This window comes from Gallibacter intestinalis (assembly GCF_014982745.1).
Taxonomy (GTDB): Bacteria; Bacillota; Clostridia; order Peptostreptococcales; family Anaerovoracaceae; genus Gallibacter; species Gallibacter intestinalis.
In genome coordinates this window covers 195,885-213,802 of the sequence record NZ_JADCKA010000001.1, presented here as the reverse complement: position 1 = coordinate 213,802, position 17,918 = coordinate 195,885, and the positions used below count along the sequence as shown (strand labels likewise).

The window sequence follows — 17,918 nt, the reverse complement described above, 5'->3', positions numbered from 1 at the left end:
GTATATAATTCAATTCAGTCATTTTTAACGAAATGACTGAATTGAATTTAAAATGACGAAATTAAAACCGGTCACACACGACCGGCTTTTCGTTTTATCTGTTTATATTCCACCCTGAATCACTTCAAGTTGCCCATTTTCATCCTCTTTAGCAGTACATCCGCAAAAGTCGCATTTAAACGTGCCGTCCTCCTGCTTATTCATAAAACCGCCGCAGTATGGGCACTCGTAATTGCTGTTAGCATATGCACTGTCTGATTCAGCATTTTCTTTCTTATCTCCGAAAGCATTAGCCTCTTTATCCAAAGATTCGTCGGACAAAGCGCTGCTGAGCCCCATGGCGCTCTTTTCCAGTTCCAACAGCTTGTTGTTGATTTCCGCAAGTCTTGCAGGACTATCGCTGCGATTTGCCGAAAGGCTTGCTCTGTAAAGAAGATCTTCCATATCAAAATGCAAATCTGATATTCTCTTTCTTACGGCTTCGAGCATTTCCTCATCGACCATCTCACGAATGCGCTCGTCGTGGCTTAGTAATGTACCTGTTTCCAGTTCGTATTCTGATACTTCAGTTACCACCGTAGGATTCATACCGGTTTCCTGTCTGATGGATTCGGCCAAATCCATCTTTGCCTGCTGCTCACCGTGAACTAGGAAAAGCTGTTCCGGCTGCTTCTGAAATCCCTTAACCCATGCTAAAAGTCCATCTCTATCCGCATGCCCTGAAAAACCTTCAAGATTATAGATTTCAGCGTTTATGTGTACCTGCTCTCCAAACAGGGTTACATCTGTAGCACCGTTTATAATCAGTCGTCCCAAGGTGCCTTCTGCCTGGTATCCAACAAATACCACACTGCATCTGCTATCCCACAGACAGTGCTTGAGATGATGTCTGATACGACCCGCTTCACACATACCGCTGGCAGAGATTATTACCTTCGGGCTCATACTTGCATTAAGAGCCTTTGACTCCTGGGTGGATTTAGTAAATTTAAGCCCCGGAAAATCCAGAGGATCATCACCCTTCATAAGATAATCTCTGGCCTCTTCATCAAAGACCTGAGCGTTTGCCTTAAACACCTCAGTGGCATTGGTGGCCATCGGGCTGTCTATATAAACCTTTAGTTTATCCAGTTCCTCTTTAAACTCCGGTCTTTCTGCGTAAAATCTGTTAAATTCATATATAAGTTCCTGGGTTCTACCCACAGCAAATGAAGGAATAACAACGCTTCCGCCTCTCTTGGCGGTTTTGATAATAATGTTTATGAGATCTTCAATGCTGTCCTTTCCGGGAGGATGGACTCTGTTACCGTAGGTGGATTCCATGATAACCACATCGGCTTTCTTTATGATAGTCGGATCCCTTAAAATAGGTCTTCCTGTAACGCCTAAGTCTCCGGAAAATACAATCTTTGATGTTTTATCATTTTCCGTTGCCCAGACTTCAACTATGGCAGAACCGAGGATATGTCCCGCGTCATTAAATACTATGCTTATTTCATCATTTATCTTTATAAGCTGATCATAGAGCACAGGATATACATATTTCAGAGAATCAACGGCATCATTATATGTATAAAGGGGCTGCACTTCCGGCTTTCCTGCTCTTACAGCCTTTTTATTCTTCCACTCGGCTTCCTTTTCATGAATATAGCCGCTGTCCTTTAACATAATATCCAAAAGCTGAGCCGTCGCATCACTGCAATAGATATTTCCCTTAAATCCCTGTTTAACCAACAGAGGCAATCTGCCGCAATGATCTATATGGGCGTGAGAAAGTACAACACATTCTATTTCCGCCGGATCAAAAGGAAACGGCTCATAGTTTAAGGCTTCTATGGATTTGCCGCCCTGAAACTGCCCGCAATCGAGCAATATCTTATGTTCACCGACGGTCAGAAGGTGACACGAGCCTGTAACACCTGCCGCCGCTCCGCAAAATTTAATCTTCATTTAAACACCCCTGTCGAAAGATATCTCTCCCCTGTATCCGTAAGCACAGCAACTATTCTTTTACCTTTGTTTTCTACTTTTAAAGCTTCCTTTACCGCCGCTGCCACTGATGCTCCCGATGAAATACCACAGAGTATTCCTGCTTTCTTTGCAAGCATATCTGTCATTTCGTAGGCTTCATCATCGGTTATGCATATAACTTCATCATATACATTTCTGTCAAGGACATCGGGAATAAAATTGGCTCCTATTCCCTGAATACCATGGGCTCCCGCCTCGCCGCCGCTTAAAAGCGGTGATGCAGACGGTTCAACGGCCACAACCTTTACTTTCGGATTATTTTCTTTAAGGTATTTTCCGGTACCTGTCAGAGTACCGCCTGTGCCCACCGTTGCTACAAATATATCCACTTTGCCTTCCGTATCATCCCAGATTTCCGGTCCCGTAGTCATGTAATGAGCCTTTGAGTTAGCATCGTTTTCAAACTGACCGGCAATCCATGAGCCAGGTGTTTTAGCAGCAATTTCTTCTGCCTTTTCTATGGAAGCCACCATGCCTCCGGCTCCGTCTGTAAGTACAATTTCCGCGCCAAAGGCTTTAATAAGGCTCTGCCTTTCAACGCTCATAGTATCAGGCATAACTATAATGCATCTGTAACCTCTTACAGCAGCTATGGCAGCAAGACCTATGCCGGTATTTCCAGAAGTAGGTTCAATGATTGTGCCGCCTTCCTTGAGAACGCCTCTTTCCTCTGCATCCTTTATCATATACAATGCAGCCCTGTCCTTGGCGCTGCCTGTGGGATTTTGTCTTTCCAGTTTAACAAGGATTTCTGCCTTATCACCCTGTCCCATATCCGGCAGCTTCATAAGAGGCGTATTTCCTATAAGCTGAATCATATTTTCATAAATCATATACAATCCTTCTCTTTCCCTTTGCAAAGTGTTACCTTTAGGCAAACTGTAAATATGGCGCGCAAACATAAGCCTGCGCGCCGCTAAAATTAACCTTCTACTTTAATTGTCTTAATTATCACATCTTCTAGAGGACAATCAGCAAAATCCGTTTTCACGGAAACGATTTTATCAGCAGCTTCAATACCTTCTGTTACTTTACCGAAGGAAGCGTACTGACCGTCAAGGTGCGGAGCATCCTCTACCATAATGAAAAACTGCGAGCCTGCTGAGTTCGGGTCCATAGCCCTTGCCATGGAAAGAACTCCTCTTTCATGCAGAAGTCCGTTAGGATGTCCATTCATAGTGAACTCTCCTTTAATTGTATATCCTGGACCTCCTGTTCCGTTGCCCTTAGGGTCTCCTCCCTGAATCATAAATCCAGGAATAACTCTATGAAATTTCAGGCCGTCATAAAATCCTTCGTTTGCAAGTTTTTCAAAATTTTCAACAGTTATCGGTGCAACATCGGGATAAAGCTCACCTTTCATAACATCGCCGTTTTCCATTTCTATGATAAATGTTTTCATCTGTCTTCTCCTTTTCGTCATTTATATTATATATATTCGCGGAATCTGAACACTTCATTATCCACATAGTCAGTATATTTCAGATACCACAGTTCATCCTTAAGCTGAGGAGGAAATACGTTTTCCAGTTCCTGCATTTCTTCCTGGGAAACAAATCTTACTTCTCTGATTCGCTGATGTTTGCTGTCAAATTCAGGATCAGCACCCATCTTAAGTTCACCGCCTACTATTTTAGCCAAGAAAAAGTTAACGAACCTCTGACCTCTTTCTGGACGGCTCGGGTCAACTTCCTCCACATGCCATACCATACGGCCCACTTCAACATCGAGGTTTGTTTCTTCTTTCATTTCTCTTACCGCAGTCTCCACGGCGGTTTCTCCTTCTTCGATGCCGCCTCCCGGCACCATCCATATGTCTCTGTCCTCGTGATGCTGTCTTATCATCAGCAGTCTGTCATCATCGTCGAACACTATTACTCTTACTCCGCCTACCCACATAATAAACCTCCTGCTACTGCCATGATCAGAGTTATAACTATAGGATTTATCTTAAATTTGCCTGACATAACGACCGTCGCGGCAAAAATTATCAGCGGTATTGGGGCAAATGTCATTTCCCGCGCAAGAAAGATAACACCGGATGCCACCAGTCCGATGGTCGCCGGTCGTATACCCTTCATTACATTCATTATAATACGGTTTTCCTTAAATTTGTCTAAAAATTTAGTAGCTGTCATGCATATGACAAGAGCCGGCAGTGTAACACCTATAGTTGCCGAAAGTGAGCCGGCAAAACTTGCCACATTAAAGCCCACATATGTTGCGGCATTTACCACCACAGGCCCCGGTGTCACCTGACTTATAGCCACCAAATTTGCAAACTCTCCTGCCGTCATCAGACCGTGCTCGGATATTGTCTGAAATATTACCGGGAGCATTGCAAGACCGCCCCCGAAGCTAAAGGCTCCTATTTTAAAAAATAGGATAAAGAGAAGAGCGAGGCTTTCTGTCATTCAGACTTCCCCCTCTCTTCAAAGTCCTTGGCTTTAATCACATTGTAATATATGATACCGGCCAGGGCTGCACATATTATCACTATTATGGCATTAACATTGAAAATTGCTACGCATATAAATGCAGCTACAGCCATTACCCACTGAAATGCATTTTTCAATGTTTTTTTACCCAAATCATAGGCAACGCAGATAACAAGTCCCACTACGCAGGCCTTGATTCCTACCATCGCGCCTTGCACGAAATGATTATCGTTTACGGCGTTTATAACATTGGCAAGGGCTATTATAATCACCAGGGAAGGTACGGTAACCCCTAATGTCGCCATTATGCCGCCCTTAACACCTCGTTTTTTATATCCCACATATGCTGCTGAATTTATGGCTATTACTCCGGGAAGTGACTGACCCAATGCTATGCAGTCCAGCATTTCCTCCTCGGTTATCCACTTCTTTTCCTCCACCACTTTTCTGGATATTAGCGGAATCATAACAAGCCCGCCTCCGATAGTGAAAAGACCTATCTTAAGAAACATCCAGAACAGTGCGAAAAGGCTCGGTGTCTTTGAGTTCTCCATAATCTATTTTGAAACCTTTCCCAGATGTATATCCATTTTAAAACTTATCATCCTCACTGCAAATGTAACCCCACAGCATATGTACATTGCAGTAATCTCATCGGTGTAATGAATTGCCGCAGCATAGACCAATGCTCCGATAAGAGATGCCACGGCATAAATTTCCTTTTCAAATACGAAAGGGACTTTACCTACACAGACATCTCTGATGGCGCCTCCCCCTGTACCCGTAAGCATGGCAAGGGTTATTATTACAAATAATCCGTCATGACCGCTGGTTATTGCAGCATCAGCTCCAATAGCTGTAAATGCTGCCAATCCCAAGGCATCACACCAAGTAATAAGACTCTCCATACGCAGGATTTTCTTATAAAAGAGAATTACCACCAGTGCGGTCACAAGGCTTATAATTACATACACAGGATTGTCCACCGAAACCGGTAAATCCCTATCTATGATAAGATCTCGGATTATACCGCCTCCCACGGCAGTTATAACCGCAAGGAAACAGATACCGTAATAATCCAGGTCTTTTTTGATTGCCGTAAGGGCTCCCGTAATTGCAAAGGCAATTGTACCTACAATTTCCATAAATGAGAGTATTTCCATTGCGGCGCTCCCTTTATTTTTCGCTGTTTACTATTTCTATAGCTTTGGCAATTGCTTCGGCCACTGGAAGTTCTTCCTTTTCTGCATCACGCCTGAGCTTGTATTCTACAACACCGTCTGCAGCACCTCTACCAACTGTGATTCTTACAGGAATGCCTAAAAGATCCGCATCCTTAAATTTTACTCCTGGTCTTTCATCTCTGTCGTCCAGCATTACCTCAACGCCGGCTGCGCAAAGCTGCTCGTATATATCCTCAGCAACCTTCGCCTGAGTTTCATCTCCCGGCTTAACCAAGCTTATAATTACATGGTAAGGAGCAACGGACATCGGCCAGATTATACCGTTTTCATCGTGATGCTGCTCAACTATAGCCGCCATAGTTCTGGAAACACCTATTCCATAGCAGCCCATAACAATAGGCTTTTCTTCCTGATTTTCATCCTTGTAATATGCACCCATGGCTTCAGAATACTTTGTTCCCAGCTTAAATACCTGTCCCACTTCAATGCCTCTGGCATGCTTTACAGGGGCGCCGCATACAGGACAAGGGTCACCTTCCAGCAAGGTCTTTATGTCAGCGATAATATCACCTTCATAATCCCTACCGTAATTCATGTTTATATAGTGGTGGTCCTCTTCACATGCACCGGCACACATATTTTTAAGTCCCGGAAGTTCGCTGTCCACAACAATGGTACAGTCATGAAGACCCATAGGACCTGTAAATCCGCCTACACAGCCTGTCGCCTGACTCATCTCTGATTCATCAGCAAATTCTATTGCATGTTCAGGTATACCAAGAGCGTTGACAAGCTTGATCTCGTTAAGCTCTCTGTCACCTCTTACAAAAGCAGCTACATATCCGTCTTTATTACCTTCATCATCATATTTTACGAAGAGAAGCGCCTTTATAGTCTGCTTTTTATCAAGTTCGAGGAAATTAGCCACATCTTCGATTGTCTTTGTTCCCGGTGTCAGCTTCTTTTCCAGCGGAAGCATCTCAATATCATCCTGAGGTGCAGCATCTGTTACCTCTGCCCTCTCAGTTGTAGCTGCCATATGACAATGCTCACAGTAAGCTATTTCACTTTCGCCCACTTCTGAAATTGCAGTAAACTCATGGCTGTTGCTGCCGCCTATGGCACCGGTATCAGCCTCAACAGGACGGAATGTCAATCCGCATCTTGTAAATATCTTTTCGTAAGCCTCATACATTTCCTGATAGCTCTTATCAAGACCTTCCTGGTCCCTGTCAAAGGAATATGCGTCCTTCATTATAAATTCTCTGGATCTCATCAGTCCAAAGCGAGGTCTTGCCTCATCTCTGTACTTTGTCTGTATCTGATAGAGGTTCAGCGGAAGCTGTCTGTATGAAGAAACATCATTTCTGATTATATCTGTAAAAATTTCCTCATGGGTAGGTCCCAGACAAAATTCTCTACCGTGTCTGTCCTTAAGTCTCCAAAGCTCAGGACCGTAAGCAAACCATCTGCCAGACTCTTGCCACAGCTCCGATGGCTGAATTGCGCTCATAAGTATTTCCTGAGCGCCGGTTTTATCCATTTCATCCCTTACTATATCCTCTATTTTTTTAAGAGTTCTCCAGCCAAGGGGCATAAATCCGTAGACGCCGGAAACCAGCTTTCTTATCATGCCTGTTCTGAGCAAAAGAACATGGCTCGGCAGTTCCGCTTCACTTGGTACTTCTCTTAATGTTTTCAGATGCATCTTTGAAAGTTTCATCGTTTAATTTCCTCTCCTCATCTATATAATTGTTAACAATTTGTTCTCACTTCGATTTTGAAATTTATAGGGTGTTTAAAATGCAGACCGCCTCTGCGGCAATGCCTTCCTTCCTACCCGTAAATCCCAACTTTTCTGTTGTGGTTCCTTTGATGTTGATTCTATCACTATCTATTTTAAGTGCTTTAGCAATATTTTCAATCATTTCTTCCACATAAGGGGATATCTTTGGTCTTTCGCATATAACGGTAGCATCGATATTCGAAATGCCATATCCCTTTTCCCTTATCATATATCCCACCTGTTCCAGCATTTTTATGCTATCCGCATTCTTAAACTGTTCATCACTGTCCGGGAAAATTCTGCCTATATCGCCTAAAGCTGCTGCTCCTAAAAGGGCATCCATTATGGCATGGGTAAGCACATCTGCATCGCTGTGTCCCAACAAACCTTTTTTATTCGGAATATCCACGCCGCCTATTATACATTTTCTTTCTTCCACAAGTCTGTGTACATCAAAACCTTTTCCGATTCTTGTGACAGACGGTAGGTCTTCTCTAGTTGTAAGCTTTATATTAGCATAACTTCCCTCCACAAGGGCAGGATGCACTCCTATTCTTTCCACAAGACTGGCATCATCTGTACCGTAATATCCATCAGCATATGCCTTTTCGTACGCATTCATGAGTAGGTCAAAACGAAATCCCTGTGGTGTCTGAACGATCATAAGACTTCTTCTGTCCAAAGTTTCATCTACGGTTCTTATGGTGTCCTTAGGTCTTACACATACTATCGCCGCATCCCTTGACTCGGCCGCCTTAACAGTGGTTTCAATTATCTTACCTGTTACAAATGGTCTTGCAGCATCGTGGATGAGCACATAATCCACACCGCCCTGCTCCTTTACAGCAATAAGGGCATTATATACGGAATCCTGTCGTTCATTTCCTCCGGAAACTATACCTCCGAATTTCTTTAACTGCTTTGTATCAAGATACGGCACCATATGATTTTTGCACTGCTGCATCATATCCTCGCCTGTCACCACATAAATGACATCTATCATATCGCAGTCAGCAAAGGCTCTATATGTTTTAGCTATTACCGGAATTCCATCCACATTTAAAAACTGCTTAGGCTTGTCTCCTCCCATACGGCTGCCGGAGCCTGCCGCAGCTATTATTGCTCCAATACGTCTTCCTTTATACATATTCCATCCTTTTTTGCATATAACAAAGAAGTGACCTTTGTCAGATCACTTCGCATATCATCTTTTCCGCTTCTTCTTCGGAGATATTTTTAACCAATACCAGCTCGCTTTCCATGATCTGAAGGGCGCTCACCAGCATTTTCTTTTCGCCATTGGAAAGGCTCTTTTCACGCTCGACCCTGTAAAGATTTCTGGCCACCTCCGCCACCTGGAGAATATCTCCGGTTTTCATCTTGTCCATATTGGCCCGGTATCGCCTGTTCCAGTTGGTTGGCATCGGTGTAGACTCAGCTTTAAGAACTTCCATAAGCTCGTCCACCTGGCTTTCTTCTATAATATCTCTAACTCCGATTTCTTCGCATTTTTCTATCGGAATCATAACCTTCATACGGCCATGAGTCCTAAACACATAGTATTCTCTCTGAACACCGAGTATCTCTTTAGTCTCTATACCTTCTATGATGCCTGCTCCGTGCATAGGATATACAATTTTATCTCCTACGTGATACATCTCTACTCCTTTCGGGAGCCAGTACAGCTTCCCGATTAAAGTATAATATATTTTTTTGCTTCGTGTCAACGAAAAATCTCTAATATTATCATAAAAAATATATAGTGTCAATACGTGCAGACCATTTATTTTGTGCCTTTATTTTATCGCTATTTTATATCTAGCACTTCGTATCCTGCTTCCGTAACAGCCTCTTTAAGCACATCATCGGAAACTTCATCTTTGAGAACCACCTCTGCTTTTTTGCCGTCCAAATCAACTTCCACAGAATCAACTCCTTCGACTTTGGAAAGTGCGTTAAAAACATGTTTTACGCAATTCTGGCACATCATTCCTTCAATCATCATTGTCTTTTTCATTTTATTTTCTCCTTTCATATCAGCGTAACCTTCGAATAATCTCTTAGGTTTGAAAAATCTAAGTCTTAAAGCATTGGAAACAACACACACCGAGCTCATGCTCATAGCAGCGGCTCCTATCATCGGGCTCAGCTTAAGTCCAAATGCCAGATAAAACACCCCTGCCGCAACAGGTATTCCTATTATATTGTATATAAATGCCCAGAAAAGATTTTCTTTTATGTTTCTTATAACCTTTCTGCTAAGCTGTACCGCTGTGGACACATCCAAAAGGTCATTTTTCATCAGCACTATATCTGCCGACTCCATAGCGACATCGGTACCGGCGCCTATGGCTATTCCAACATCGGCTCTTGCTAAAGCAGGGGCATCGTTGATACCGTCGCCTACCATCGCCACTTTTTTGCCTTCTTCCTCAAGGCGTCTCACATGGCTTTCCTTATCCTCAGGAAGCACCTGAGCGATAACCTTATCAATTCCTACCTGTGAAGCTATGGCCTTTGCCGTCTTTTCATTGTCCCCTGTGAGCATGTAAACATCTATGCCCATAGCCTTAAGTTCTCGCACCGCTTCAGCGCTGGTTTGCTTTATGACATCAGCCACAGCTATCATGCCTATTACGCGACCGCCAGCTGCAAAATACATAGGCGTCTTGCCTTGGTCAGCGTATTCTTTACCCTTTTCAATTAAGTCGGCATCCTGCTCTGCAGAAAGTTCTTCCTCCATCAGAGATCTATTACCTCCCAGACATATCTCACCATCCACTCTGCATTTAAGGCCTCTGCCTGGAATTTGTTCAAACTCTGTCACTTCTCCCTGGGATGTTCCACGGCTTTCCGCATATCTTACAATGGCATCCGCCAAAGGATGTTCAGAAAGTTTTTCCATGGAATATGCAATCTTTAAAATTTCCTTTTCTTTTATACCTTCTGCCGCTACAACATCCGTCACTTCCGGTCTTCCCTCTGTTACGGTACCGGTTTTGTCAAGTACCACAGCATCTATAGAATGAGCTGTTTCAAGAGCCTCTGCGGATTTAACCAGTATACCGTTTGTTGCTCCTTTGCCTGTTCCCACCATAATCGCCGTAGGTGTGGCAAGACCCAAAGCACAAGGACATGAAATCACAAGAACCGAAATTCCCATGGAAAGGGAAAACTCAAAGCCCATGCCCATTATCATCCATATGATAAATGTCACAATGGCAATGGCTATTACCGCCGGTACGAATATGCCGCTCACTTTATCTGCTGTATTTGCAATAGGCGCCTTTGAAGAAGTGGCCTCATCCACCAGCCTTACAATCTGAGCCAGAGCTGTTTCATCACCGATTTTTTCAGCTTCCATAAGGAAATATCCGCTCATATTTACTGTGGCACCGATAACTCTATCTCCGGCTTCTTTATCAACGGGAATGGACTCACCTGTTATAGCTGATTCATCCACAGAGCCATGGCCTTCGGTAACTACGCCATCCACTGGAATTGACTCTCCTGCTTTAACAACGACAATGTCGCCCTTTACTACATCTGAAGCCTCTACAACTTCCTCCTTGCCGTCTCTTATTACAGTGGCTGTTTTTGGTGCAAGGTCCATAAGCTTTGTAATCGCTTCGGAGGTTTTGCCCTTTGCTCTAGCTTCAAAATATTTTCCCAAGGTAATAAGGGTCAGTATCATAGCCGCCGACTCAAAATATACATCCATTGCAAAATGATGTACAGTTCCCATATCCCCTTGTCCGATAGCAAAGGCTATTTTATATATTGCATATATGCCGTAGGCTATGGATGCACCGGAGCCTATGGCTATCAGAGAATCCATATTAGGTGCTCTTTGTATCAGTGTTTTAAATCCTATTCTGTAAAATTTAAAGTTTACAAAAACCACCGGCAGCATCAATATAAACTGCGTAAATACAAATACAACTGCGTTTTCATCGCCGAGTAAAAAGTCAGGAAGCGGCCATCCCATCATATGCCCCATGGATATATAAAATATAGGCAGGGTAAATATAATTGAGATTATAAGCCTGCGTTTCATCTGCTTAACTTCTTCTAAAGCCGCATCCGCTGCTCCGCTAGAAGTTGAAGCATCTCCGGTGCCACTTTTAGCACTGCCTGCCACGCTGGCTCCGTATCCTGCTTTTACAACTGCTCCTATGATGTCCGCTTCACTTACGGCATTCTCATCATAGGAAACAACCATGCTGTTTTTTAACAAATTTACGCTGACATCACATGTTCCTTCCATCCCTGCCACGGTTTTTTCCACCCTAGCAGAACACGCAGAACAGGTCATGCCCGTAACATCAAATTTTTCCTTTTTCATTGAAATTCTCTTTCTTTCCGTCCTTATTTCATTATTCTTCCTAGCAAGGAAACCAGTTCTTCAATTTTTTCTTCCTTTTCTTCCCTGGTTTCAGCTTCATTAACGCAAACCTTAAGGTGCGCCGTTAAAATCTCCTTATTAACTTTGTTTAAGAGGGCTTCTGTTGCCATCAGCTGATGAACAATATCAATACAATAGCGGTCCTCTTCCACCATTTTAAGTATACCGTCCACCTGGCCTCTTGCTGTTTTCAAAAGCCTCGTTATCTGTTTTTTATCCGCCTGCATAAGTTACTCCTTTTGTCTGTTGCTGACACCCCTCCGGGGTATAGTATAATATTACCCCTTGTTAGGCACGCCTGTCAATGTTAAATTGTGAAAATCTCTTAAAATGTGCTATAATTAAACGACCTTTTTTACGAATAGGGGAGAAAGAAGGAGGATATCAACAGTATGAACAGATTACTTGTAGTGGACGACGAAATGAATATCAGAAAGGTTATCCGCGAATACGCTGAATTTAACGACTTTCTCGTAGACGAGGCCGCCGACGGCGAGCAGGCCGTTGAAATGGCATATAACAATGATTACGATATCATAGTAATGGATATAATGATGCCTAAGCTGGACGGCTACAGCGCATGCAGAGAAATACGCAAAAGCAAAAACACACCGGTGATATTGCTTTCTGCACGAAGCGAGGAATACGACAAGCTTTTCGGCTTTGAACTGGGCATCGATGATTATGTTATAAAGCCTTTCAGTCCGAAGGAGCTGATGGCGAGAATAAATGCCGTTATTGCAAGGTCCAGGGCTATGAATGCCAGAGCCGCTGCGGCAGCTTCAGCCAGTGCCTCGGAAGAAAAGGAGCAGTCACTTAATTTTGAAGGGCTTCACATTGACAAGGCAGGCCGTTCCGTTACCGTTGACGGTGAAAAGGCAGAGCTCACTCCAAAGGAATACGAGCTTTTGTGCTATCTGGCAGAGCACAAGGGAATTGCTCTTTCCAGAGAACAGCTTCTTGAGGATATATGGGGTTACGATTTTTACGGTGACGACAGAACCATAGACACTCATATTAAAAATCTCAGAAATCATCTCGGTCCTTATAGGGATCACATCATCACATTACGAGGGGTAGGATACAAATTTGAATTCTAAATTTAACTTTAAAAGCGTACGCTTTAAAATATGGATTTATTTCCTTGTGATAGTAGTAGTTATTCTGTTTTTAAACTGGTTTCTTCAAATATTTTTCATGAACAACTACTATGACAAAATGAAGATAATCAGTTCCGAAAAAAAAGCCGCTCTTATAACCGATGTTTACAACAACAGCGATAACAGAAAAGAATTTATCGACGGCATCCAGGATATACTTTCCAGCGATGACATATATCTGCAGATAGAGCATAAGGGTAATCCAGTTTATTCGTCAGACAGCCGAACGGAGGGTTACCAGGCGGAGCTTGATCAGGCTAGGGATAGTCTAAACGAAGCTGCTCCAAATAAAAGCGATATAGCCCTTACACTGGTGACCGATAAGACCCAAAGGGAAACATGGGTGTATGCCGGATATCTTGACGCTTCCCACGATACAGCCATGTATTTGCTATCGCCGCTTTACCCTGTAGGCACCACCGTTGAGATCATGCAAAATCAGCTGGTATACATCACCTTGGGCTCTTTGATTTTCGGACTTCTTTTTGCGGTTTATGCTTCCATCAGAATTGCACGACCTATTGACGATATAAACAAAAAAGCAAAAAATCTGGCAAAGGGAGATTACGGTATCACCTTCCCTACCAGATATTCATACTCAGAAATAAATGAGCTAGCTCAGACATTAAACAAGGCATCTTCAGAGTTGGAACGTTCTTCAAATCTTCAGAGGGATATAGTTGCAAATGTTTCCCATGACCTGCGCACACCTCTTACCATGGTAAAATCATATGCGGAAATGATAAGAGATCTTTCCGGAGACAATCCAGAAAAGAGAAATGCCCATCTGCAGATTATCATAGATGAAGCCGACAGACTTAACAGCCTTGTAAACGATTTGATGACTTTATCCGATGTACAGGCAGGAACCTTGCAGCTGAATATAGAAAGATTCAGCATCAAAGGTCTGTTTGATTCCGTGCTACAGCCATACGGTGTTTTACAGCAAAAGGAAGGCTACAGCATCGTATTTAACTGCCGACAGGATGTAGAGGTAATAGGAGATTCGGAAAGAATAAAACAGGTTGTTGCCAACCTGCTTTCCAACGCAGTTAAATACTGCGGTGATGATAAAAAGATTTTCATCAATGTAAAGAAATGGGGCAAGCGCGTCCACTGCGAAGTCGTGGATCACGGCCCTGGTATAAAAGCCTCAGAGCTACCTTATATCTGGGAAAGATATTACAAATCCAGCAACAATCATGTGCGTGCCAGCAAGAGTTCCGGTCTGGGGCTTTCAATAGTCAAGGAAATACTCATAGCCCACAACGCCCGCTTTGGTGTTGAAAGTAAGATGGGACGAGGTACCACCTTCTGGTTTGAACTGGAGGTTGCTCCGGAGCCTAAGGCTTCTAAGGGAAGCAGACACGGATTGCTTCACCGATCTCACTAACCCCTATAATACGAACATCTTCTCCCGCCGCGGATGCCAACTTTACGGCATTTGCCCGCGGGAGAATTATTTTTTTGTATCCCATTCTCACAGCTTCTTTTACTATCTTATCCGCGTGCTGAACTCCGCGAAGCTCTCCCGTAAGACCTATTTCGCCGAAAACGATCGTTTTTTGTTCAGGTTCTTTTCCCCTATATGAGGAATACACCGACATGGCCACACTCAAATCAGTATATGTTCCTTCCGGGCGAAGTCCTCCCACAACATTTACATATACATCCTGATTTATCATGGATATTCCGGCTTTTTTCTCTAATACAGCCAAAATCATGTTAAGTCTGGAAAGATCAATGCCTATAGCTGTTCTTCTTGCAAAACCAATATTAGTCGGTGAAGTCAGAGCCTGTATTTCCAAAAGAAGAGGTCTTGTTCCCTCGTAAACCGCAGACACTGTCGAGCCTTCCCTGGCCTCCTCGGTGCCTTCAAGAAAGGTCTGAGATAGGTTTTCTATTCCCTTAAGACCGTCCTGAGTCATTTCAAAGGCTCCTATTTCGCTGGTGGTTCCAAATCTATTCTTGAAAGAACGCAATATCCTTAGCTCATGATTTCGTTCTCCTGTAAAATGCAGCACGCAATCTACCAGATGCTCAACTATTTTAGGTCCTGCCAGTTCGCCGCTCTTTGTCACATGGGCAACTATAAACACAGGTATACCGCAGGTTTTACCTAGACGCATCAGCTCATTACCGCAAGCTCTCACCTGGGATACACTTCCCGGTGCAGAATCAAGGGCAGAAGAATAAACGGTCTGTATGGAGTCCACTATAATAAATCCCGCCTCTGTTTCAACGGCACACTGAGCTATGTTCTCCATATTTGTCTCAGAGAGTACCATAAAATTATCACTTATTTCACCGCATATGCGGTCAGCTCTCATTTTTAGCTGTATTTCAGACTCTTCTCCGGATACATAAAGAACTTTACGGCCGCCCTTAGATATGCTGTCTGCAGTCTGCATAAGCAAAGTGGATTTACCTATGCCCGGTTCTCCGGATATAAGAGTCAAAGAGCCTTTAACCATACCGCCACCAAGAACTCTGTCAAGTTCCTTTGAGCCTGTTGCAATTCTCTCGTCGGCATCACTGCCCTTTACATCAGCAAGTCGCCCTGCCTTGTTTATTCCTCCTAAATGACTGGCACCTATACCTGTACGCCTTCTGGGGTCGTTTTCTTCCCCTGTAACTATCTTCTCCTCAACAAAGGAGTTCCATGCGCCGCACACGCACTGTCCCATCCATTTAGGGCTCTCATATCCACATTCCTGACAGACAAATACAGTCTTACTCTTTTTAGCCATATATTTAACTCCCAAAATTTATAATTCAAGCGCGCGAACATTTGTTCTTATTTAGTATTATATTATTTTGCCATGTTTGTGTCAACACAAAAGCCCGCACCTAAATGTGCGGACTTTCGTCTGCTTGATATTAAGTTCAGGCACGCATTTGCCTAATCATTCACATAAACTATTTATTCTGTCCTTCCTGATATGCACTGATAATCTTGTCAGCTAATTGCTGAGGCATCTGTTCATATCTTGCAAAGTCCATTTCAAAATGTCCTCTTGCCTGTGTCATGGATCTGAGAACAACGGCATAATCAAAGAGTTCTGCCTGAGGTGCTTCTGCAACGATCTTCTGTTCGCCGTCAGCCTGAGGTTCCATACCCAAAATCTTACCTCTTCTCTTGTTCATATCGCCCATAACATCGCCCATGTAATCTTCCGGAACATATATTTCCAGCTTCATGATAGGCTCTAAAAGACAAGGATTTGCTTCCATGATACCTTTCTTAAACGCCAGGGAAGCGGCAATCTTAAATGCCATTTCGTTGGAGTCCACGTCATGGTAAGACCCATCGTAAAGGTCAGCCTTGATATTAACTACCTTACATCCTGCCAGAGGGCCCTTTTCCATGGATTCAATAAGTCCCTTTTCAACTGCAGGCACATAGTTTTTAGGAATTGATCCTCCGAACAGTGATTCGGTAAATTCAAATTCCTCCTGGGAAGGTGAAAATCTGATATGAACATCACCGTACTGTCCTGCACCGCCGGACTGTTTCTTATGCTTACCCTGTACATCGGAAGTTCCTCTGATTGTTTCTCTGTAGGCTATCTTCTGAGGTACTGTCTTAACTTCAACACCGAATCTATCCTTAAGCTTTGCCATGATGATTCCAAGCTGAATTTCACCCTGTCCGCCTAAGAGAGTCTGATGTGTTTCGTTGTTTCTTTCGATTGTGAAGGAAGGGTCTTCTTCTCTCAGTTTAGCAAGACCGGAGAATACCTTATCTTCATCCTTTTTATCAGCAGCCTCAATAGCCACATAAAGGGAAGGCTTTGGATAATCCAAAGGCAGATATCTGATAACATCGCTCTTGTCGCAAAGAGTATCACCGGAAAGTGTATACTGAAGCTTAGCCGCTGCAACGATATCTCCTGCTTCTGCGTAGTTGAGTTCTTCCTGCTGATTTCCTCTAAGGAAGAACAGCTTTCCTATCTTTTCCATCTTGCCTGTTCTTTCGTTGAGGACTTCGGTACCGGCATTCAGTTTACCAGATACCACCTTCATGATTGAAATCTTACCAACAAACGGGTCGATAATAGTCTTAAATACGAAAGCTGAAACAGGTCCGTCAACCACAGAAACCTTTTCAACAGGCTCGTTTTTATCGTTAAAGCCCTGATAAGGACCATGCTGAAGAGGTGTAGGAACATATGTTACCAAAAGGTCCAAAAGTCCCTGGGAACCCTTCTGCAGTTCGAATGCTGCGGACAGTACAGGTACCATGGCACCGTCTGCTATACCTTCCGCAAGACCTTTTTTGATTTCTTCTTCAGTGAAGTTATCGCCGTTAAAGTACTTTTCCATAAGCTCATCGCTAGTCATGGCAATGGCTTCCTTAAGTTCTTCATCTATCTCTGTTGTAATAGGCCAGCTGAACGGAATCAGATGATCTCCAAATTTAGCCTTCAGTTCGTCGAATGTCTTGTAGTAGTCAAATTCGTCCTTATCTCTTTTATTTATTACTATGAAACGCGGTTTTTTGTATCTTTCGCACGCTTTCCATGCCTGCTCTGTACCAACCTGAACACCGGCTCCTGCATCCACCAGGATAATGGCAGCCTCAGCCGCTCTCAGGGCAGCATTTACTTCTCCCACAAAATCAAAGTAACCCGGAGTATCTATGAAGTTTATTTTGTTTTCCTTCCAGATTACCGGCACCACCGATGTATTGATGGAATATCCCTTTTCCTTTTCCATCTTGTCATAGTCGGACACGGTGTTACCTTCGTCCACTTTACCCATCCTGTCTATGGCTCCTGTTTCCTTGAGTACCGATTCCAGGAAAGTTGTCTTACCGCAGCCGCCATGTCCGACCAGCGCCACGTTTCTGATAGTTTCGCTTGTGTAGCCTTTCATATAAAAGCCCTCCTGTTCCAATAAATAATCTTAAAT

General features: G+C 43.4%; 16 protein-coding genes. 2 read left to right on the top strand and 14 right to left on the bottom strand.

Annotation, left to right across the window (positions count from 1 at the left end; genetic code table 11):
* Window positions 1-102 precede the first annotated feature (102 nt).
* The 12 genes from INF20_RS00965 to INF20_RS00910 all read right to left on the bottom strand — a co-directional run bounded on the left by INF20_RS00965 (window position 103) and on the right by INF20_RS00910 (window position 12,071).
* Window positions 103-1,950 (bottom strand): MBL fold metallo-hydrolase RNA specificity domain-containing protein, encoded by a 1,848-nt coding sequence (locus INF20_RS00965; RefSeq protein ID WP_226384524.1) that lies wholly within the window; start codon window positions 1,948-1,950, stop codon window positions 103-105.
* A complete protein-coding gene (cysK, locus tag INF20_RS00960) occupies window positions 1,947-2,870 on the bottom strand; it encodes a cysteine synthase A (RefSeq protein WP_318959498.1) in 924 nt (307 codons plus the stop codon). Before cysK ends, INF20_RS00965 begins: the two co-directional genes overlap by 4 nt.
* An 83-nt stretch (window positions 2,871-2,953) precedes the next feature.
* The gene (locus INF20_RS00955) at window positions 2,954-3,433 is read right to left on the bottom strand and encodes a peptidylprolyl isomerase (RefSeq protein WP_226384522.1); all 480 of its coding nucleotides are present in this window, start codon (window positions 3,431-3,433) and stop codon (window positions 2,954-2,956) included.
* A 26-nt stretch (window positions 3,434-3,459) separates the two neighbouring features.
* Window positions 3,460-3,930 (bottom strand): NUDIX domain-containing protein, encoded by a 471-nt coding sequence (locus tag INF20_RS00950; protein ID WP_226384521.1) that lies wholly within the window; start codon window positions 3,928-3,930, stop codon window positions 3,460-3,462.
* Window positions 3,921-4,445, bottom strand: a complete 525-nt coding sequence (locus tag INF20_RS00945; RefSeq protein WP_226384520.1) for a chromate transporter — start codon at window positions 4,443-4,445, stop codon at window positions 3,921-3,923. The genes INF20_RS00950 and INF20_RS00945 overlap by 10 nt, the downstream gene beginning before the upstream one ends.
* Window positions 4,442-4,981, bottom strand: coding sequence for a chromate transporter (locus tag INF20_RS00940; protein ID WP_226384612.1), 540 nt, complete (start codon window positions 4,979-4,981; stop codon window positions 4,442-4,444). Before INF20_RS00940 ends, INF20_RS00945 begins: the two co-directional genes overlap by 4 nt.
* A 45-nt stretch (window positions 4,982-5,026) precedes the next feature.
* Entirely contained in the window at window positions 5,027-5,632 is a 606-nt protein-coding gene (locus tag INF20_RS00935; protein WP_226384519.1) for a trimeric intracellular cation channel family protein, read from the bottom strand.
* 13 nt (window positions 5,633-5,645) lie between these two features.
* The gene (locus tag INF20_RS00930; RefSeq protein WP_226384518.1) at window positions 5,646-7,376 is read right to left on the bottom strand and encodes a proline--tRNA ligase; all 1,731 of its coding nucleotides are present in this window, start codon (window positions 7,374-7,376) and stop codon (window positions 5,646-5,648) included.
* Between the two features lie 64 nt (window positions 7,377-7,440).
* Window positions 7,441-8,586 carry a 2-C-methyl-D-erythritol 2,4-cyclodiphosphate synthase gene (gene ispF / locus INF20_RS00925; RefSeq protein WP_226384517.1) on the bottom strand — a complete coding sequence of 382 codons (1,146 nt, stop codon included), beginning with the start codon at window positions 8,584-8,586 and terminating at the stop codon, window positions 7,441-7,443.
* Between the two features lie 40 nt (window positions 8,587-8,626).
* On the bottom strand, window positions 8,627-9,097 hold the full coding sequence (locus tag INF20_RS00920) for a CarD family transcriptional regulator (protein ID WP_226384516.1): 471 nt from the start codon (window positions 9,095-9,097) through the stop codon (window positions 8,627-8,629).
* Window positions 9,098-9,246: 149 nt separating this feature from the next.
* Window positions 9,247-11,784, bottom strand: a complete 2,538-nt coding sequence (locus INF20_RS00915) for a heavy metal translocating P-type ATPase (RefSeq protein ID WP_226384515.1) — start codon at window positions 11,782-11,784, stop codon at window positions 9,247-9,249.
* Window positions 11,785-11,807: 23 nt separating this feature from the next.
* On the bottom strand, window positions 11,808-12,071 hold the full coding sequence (locus tag INF20_RS00910) for a metal-sensing transcriptional repressor (protein WP_226384514.1): 264 nt from the start codon (window positions 12,069-12,071) through the stop codon (window positions 11,808-11,810).
* Between the two features lie 165 nt (window positions 12,072-12,236).
* Here INF20_RS00910 and INF20_RS00905 point away from each other — a divergent pair, with 165 nt between their 5' ends.
* Entirely contained in the window at window positions 12,237-12,944 is a 708-nt protein-coding gene (locus INF20_RS00905) for a response regulator transcription factor (RefSeq protein ID WP_226384513.1), read from the top strand.
* Entirely contained in the window at window positions 12,934-14,397 is a 1,464-nt protein-coding gene (locus INF20_RS00900; protein WP_226384512.1) for a sensor histidine kinase, read from the top strand. The genes INF20_RS00905 and INF20_RS00900 overlap by 11 nt, the downstream gene beginning before the upstream one ends.
* Here INF20_RS00900 and radA read toward each other — a convergent pair.
* Together radA and INF20_RS00890 are read right to left on the bottom strand one after the other, a co-directional pair.
* Window positions 14,357-15,754 (bottom strand): DNA repair protein RadA, encoded by a 1,398-nt coding sequence (gene radA / locus INF20_RS00895; protein WP_226384511.1) that lies wholly within the window; start codon window positions 15,752-15,754, stop codon window positions 14,357-14,359. The two genes, INF20_RS00900 and radA, sit on opposite strands and share 41 nt — an antisense overlap.
* Window positions 15,755-15,923: 169 nt before the next feature.
* A complete protein-coding gene (locus tag INF20_RS00890; protein ID WP_226384510.1) occupies window positions 15,924-17,882 on the bottom strand; it encodes an elongation factor G in 1,959 nt (652 codons plus the stop codon).
* Window positions 17,883-17,918 lie beyond the last annotated feature (36 nt).

What these genes read in the sequence shown, in the direction of transcription:
- INF20_RS00965 (WP_226384524.1), bottom strand. Translation starts at nt 1,950, where the DNA reads ATGAAGATTAAATTTTGCGGAGCGGCGGCAGGTGTTACAGGCTCGTGT.
- INF20_RS00955 (WP_226384522.1), bottom strand. Translation starts at nt 3,433, where the DNA reads ATGAAAACATTTATCATAGAAATGGAAAACGGCGATGTTATGAAAGGT.
- INF20_RS00950 (WP_226384521.1), bottom strand. Translation starts at nt 3,930, where the DNA reads ATGTGGGTAGGCGGAGTAAGAGTAATAGTGTTCGACGATGATGACAGA.
- INF20_RS00945 (WP_226384520.1), bottom strand. Translation starts at nt 4,445, where the DNA reads ATGACAGAAAGCCTCGCTCTTCTCTTTATCCTATTTTTTAAAATAGGA.
- INF20_RS00940 (WP_226384612.1), bottom strand. Translation starts at nt 4,981, where the DNA reads ATGTTTCTTAAGATAGGTCTTTTCACTATCGGAGGCGGGCTTGTTATG.
- INF20_RS00935 (WP_226384519.1), bottom strand. Translation starts at nt 5,632, where the DNA reads ATGGAAATACTCTCATTTATGGAAATTGTAGGTACAATTGCCTTTGCA.
- INF20_RS00930 (WP_226384518.1), bottom strand. Translation starts at nt 7,376, where the DNA reads ATGAAACTTTCAAAGATGCATCTGAAAACATTAAGAGAAGTACCAAGT.
- ispF (WP_226384517.1), bottom strand. Translation starts at nt 8,586, where the DNA reads ATGTATAAAGGAAGACGTATTGGAGCAATAATAGCTGCGGCAGGCTCC.
- INF20_RS00920 (WP_226384516.1), bottom strand. Translation starts at nt 9,097, where the DNA reads ATGTATCACGTAGGAGATAAAATTGTATATCCTATGCACGGAGCAGGC.
- INF20_RS00915 (WP_226384515.1), bottom strand. Translation starts at nt 11,784, where the DNA reads ATGAAAAAGGAAAAATTTGATGTTACGGGCATGACCTGTTCTGCGTGT.
- INF20_RS00910 (WP_226384514.1), bottom strand. Translation starts at nt 12,071, where the DNA reads ATGCAGGCGGATAAAAAACAGATAACGAGGCTTTTGAAAACAGCAAGA.
- INF20_RS00905 (WP_226384513.1), top strand. Translation starts at nt 12,237, where the DNA reads ATGAACAGATTACTTGTAGTGGACGACGAAATGAATATCAGAAAGGTT.
- radA (WP_226384511.1), bottom strand. Translation starts at nt 15,754, where the DNA reads ATGGCTAAAAAGAGTAAGACTGTATTTGTCTGTCAGGAATGTGGATAT.
- INF20_RS00890 (WP_226384510.1), bottom strand. Translation starts at nt 17,882, where the DNA reads ATGAAAGGCTACACAAGCGAAACTATCAGAAACGTGGCGCTGGTCGGA.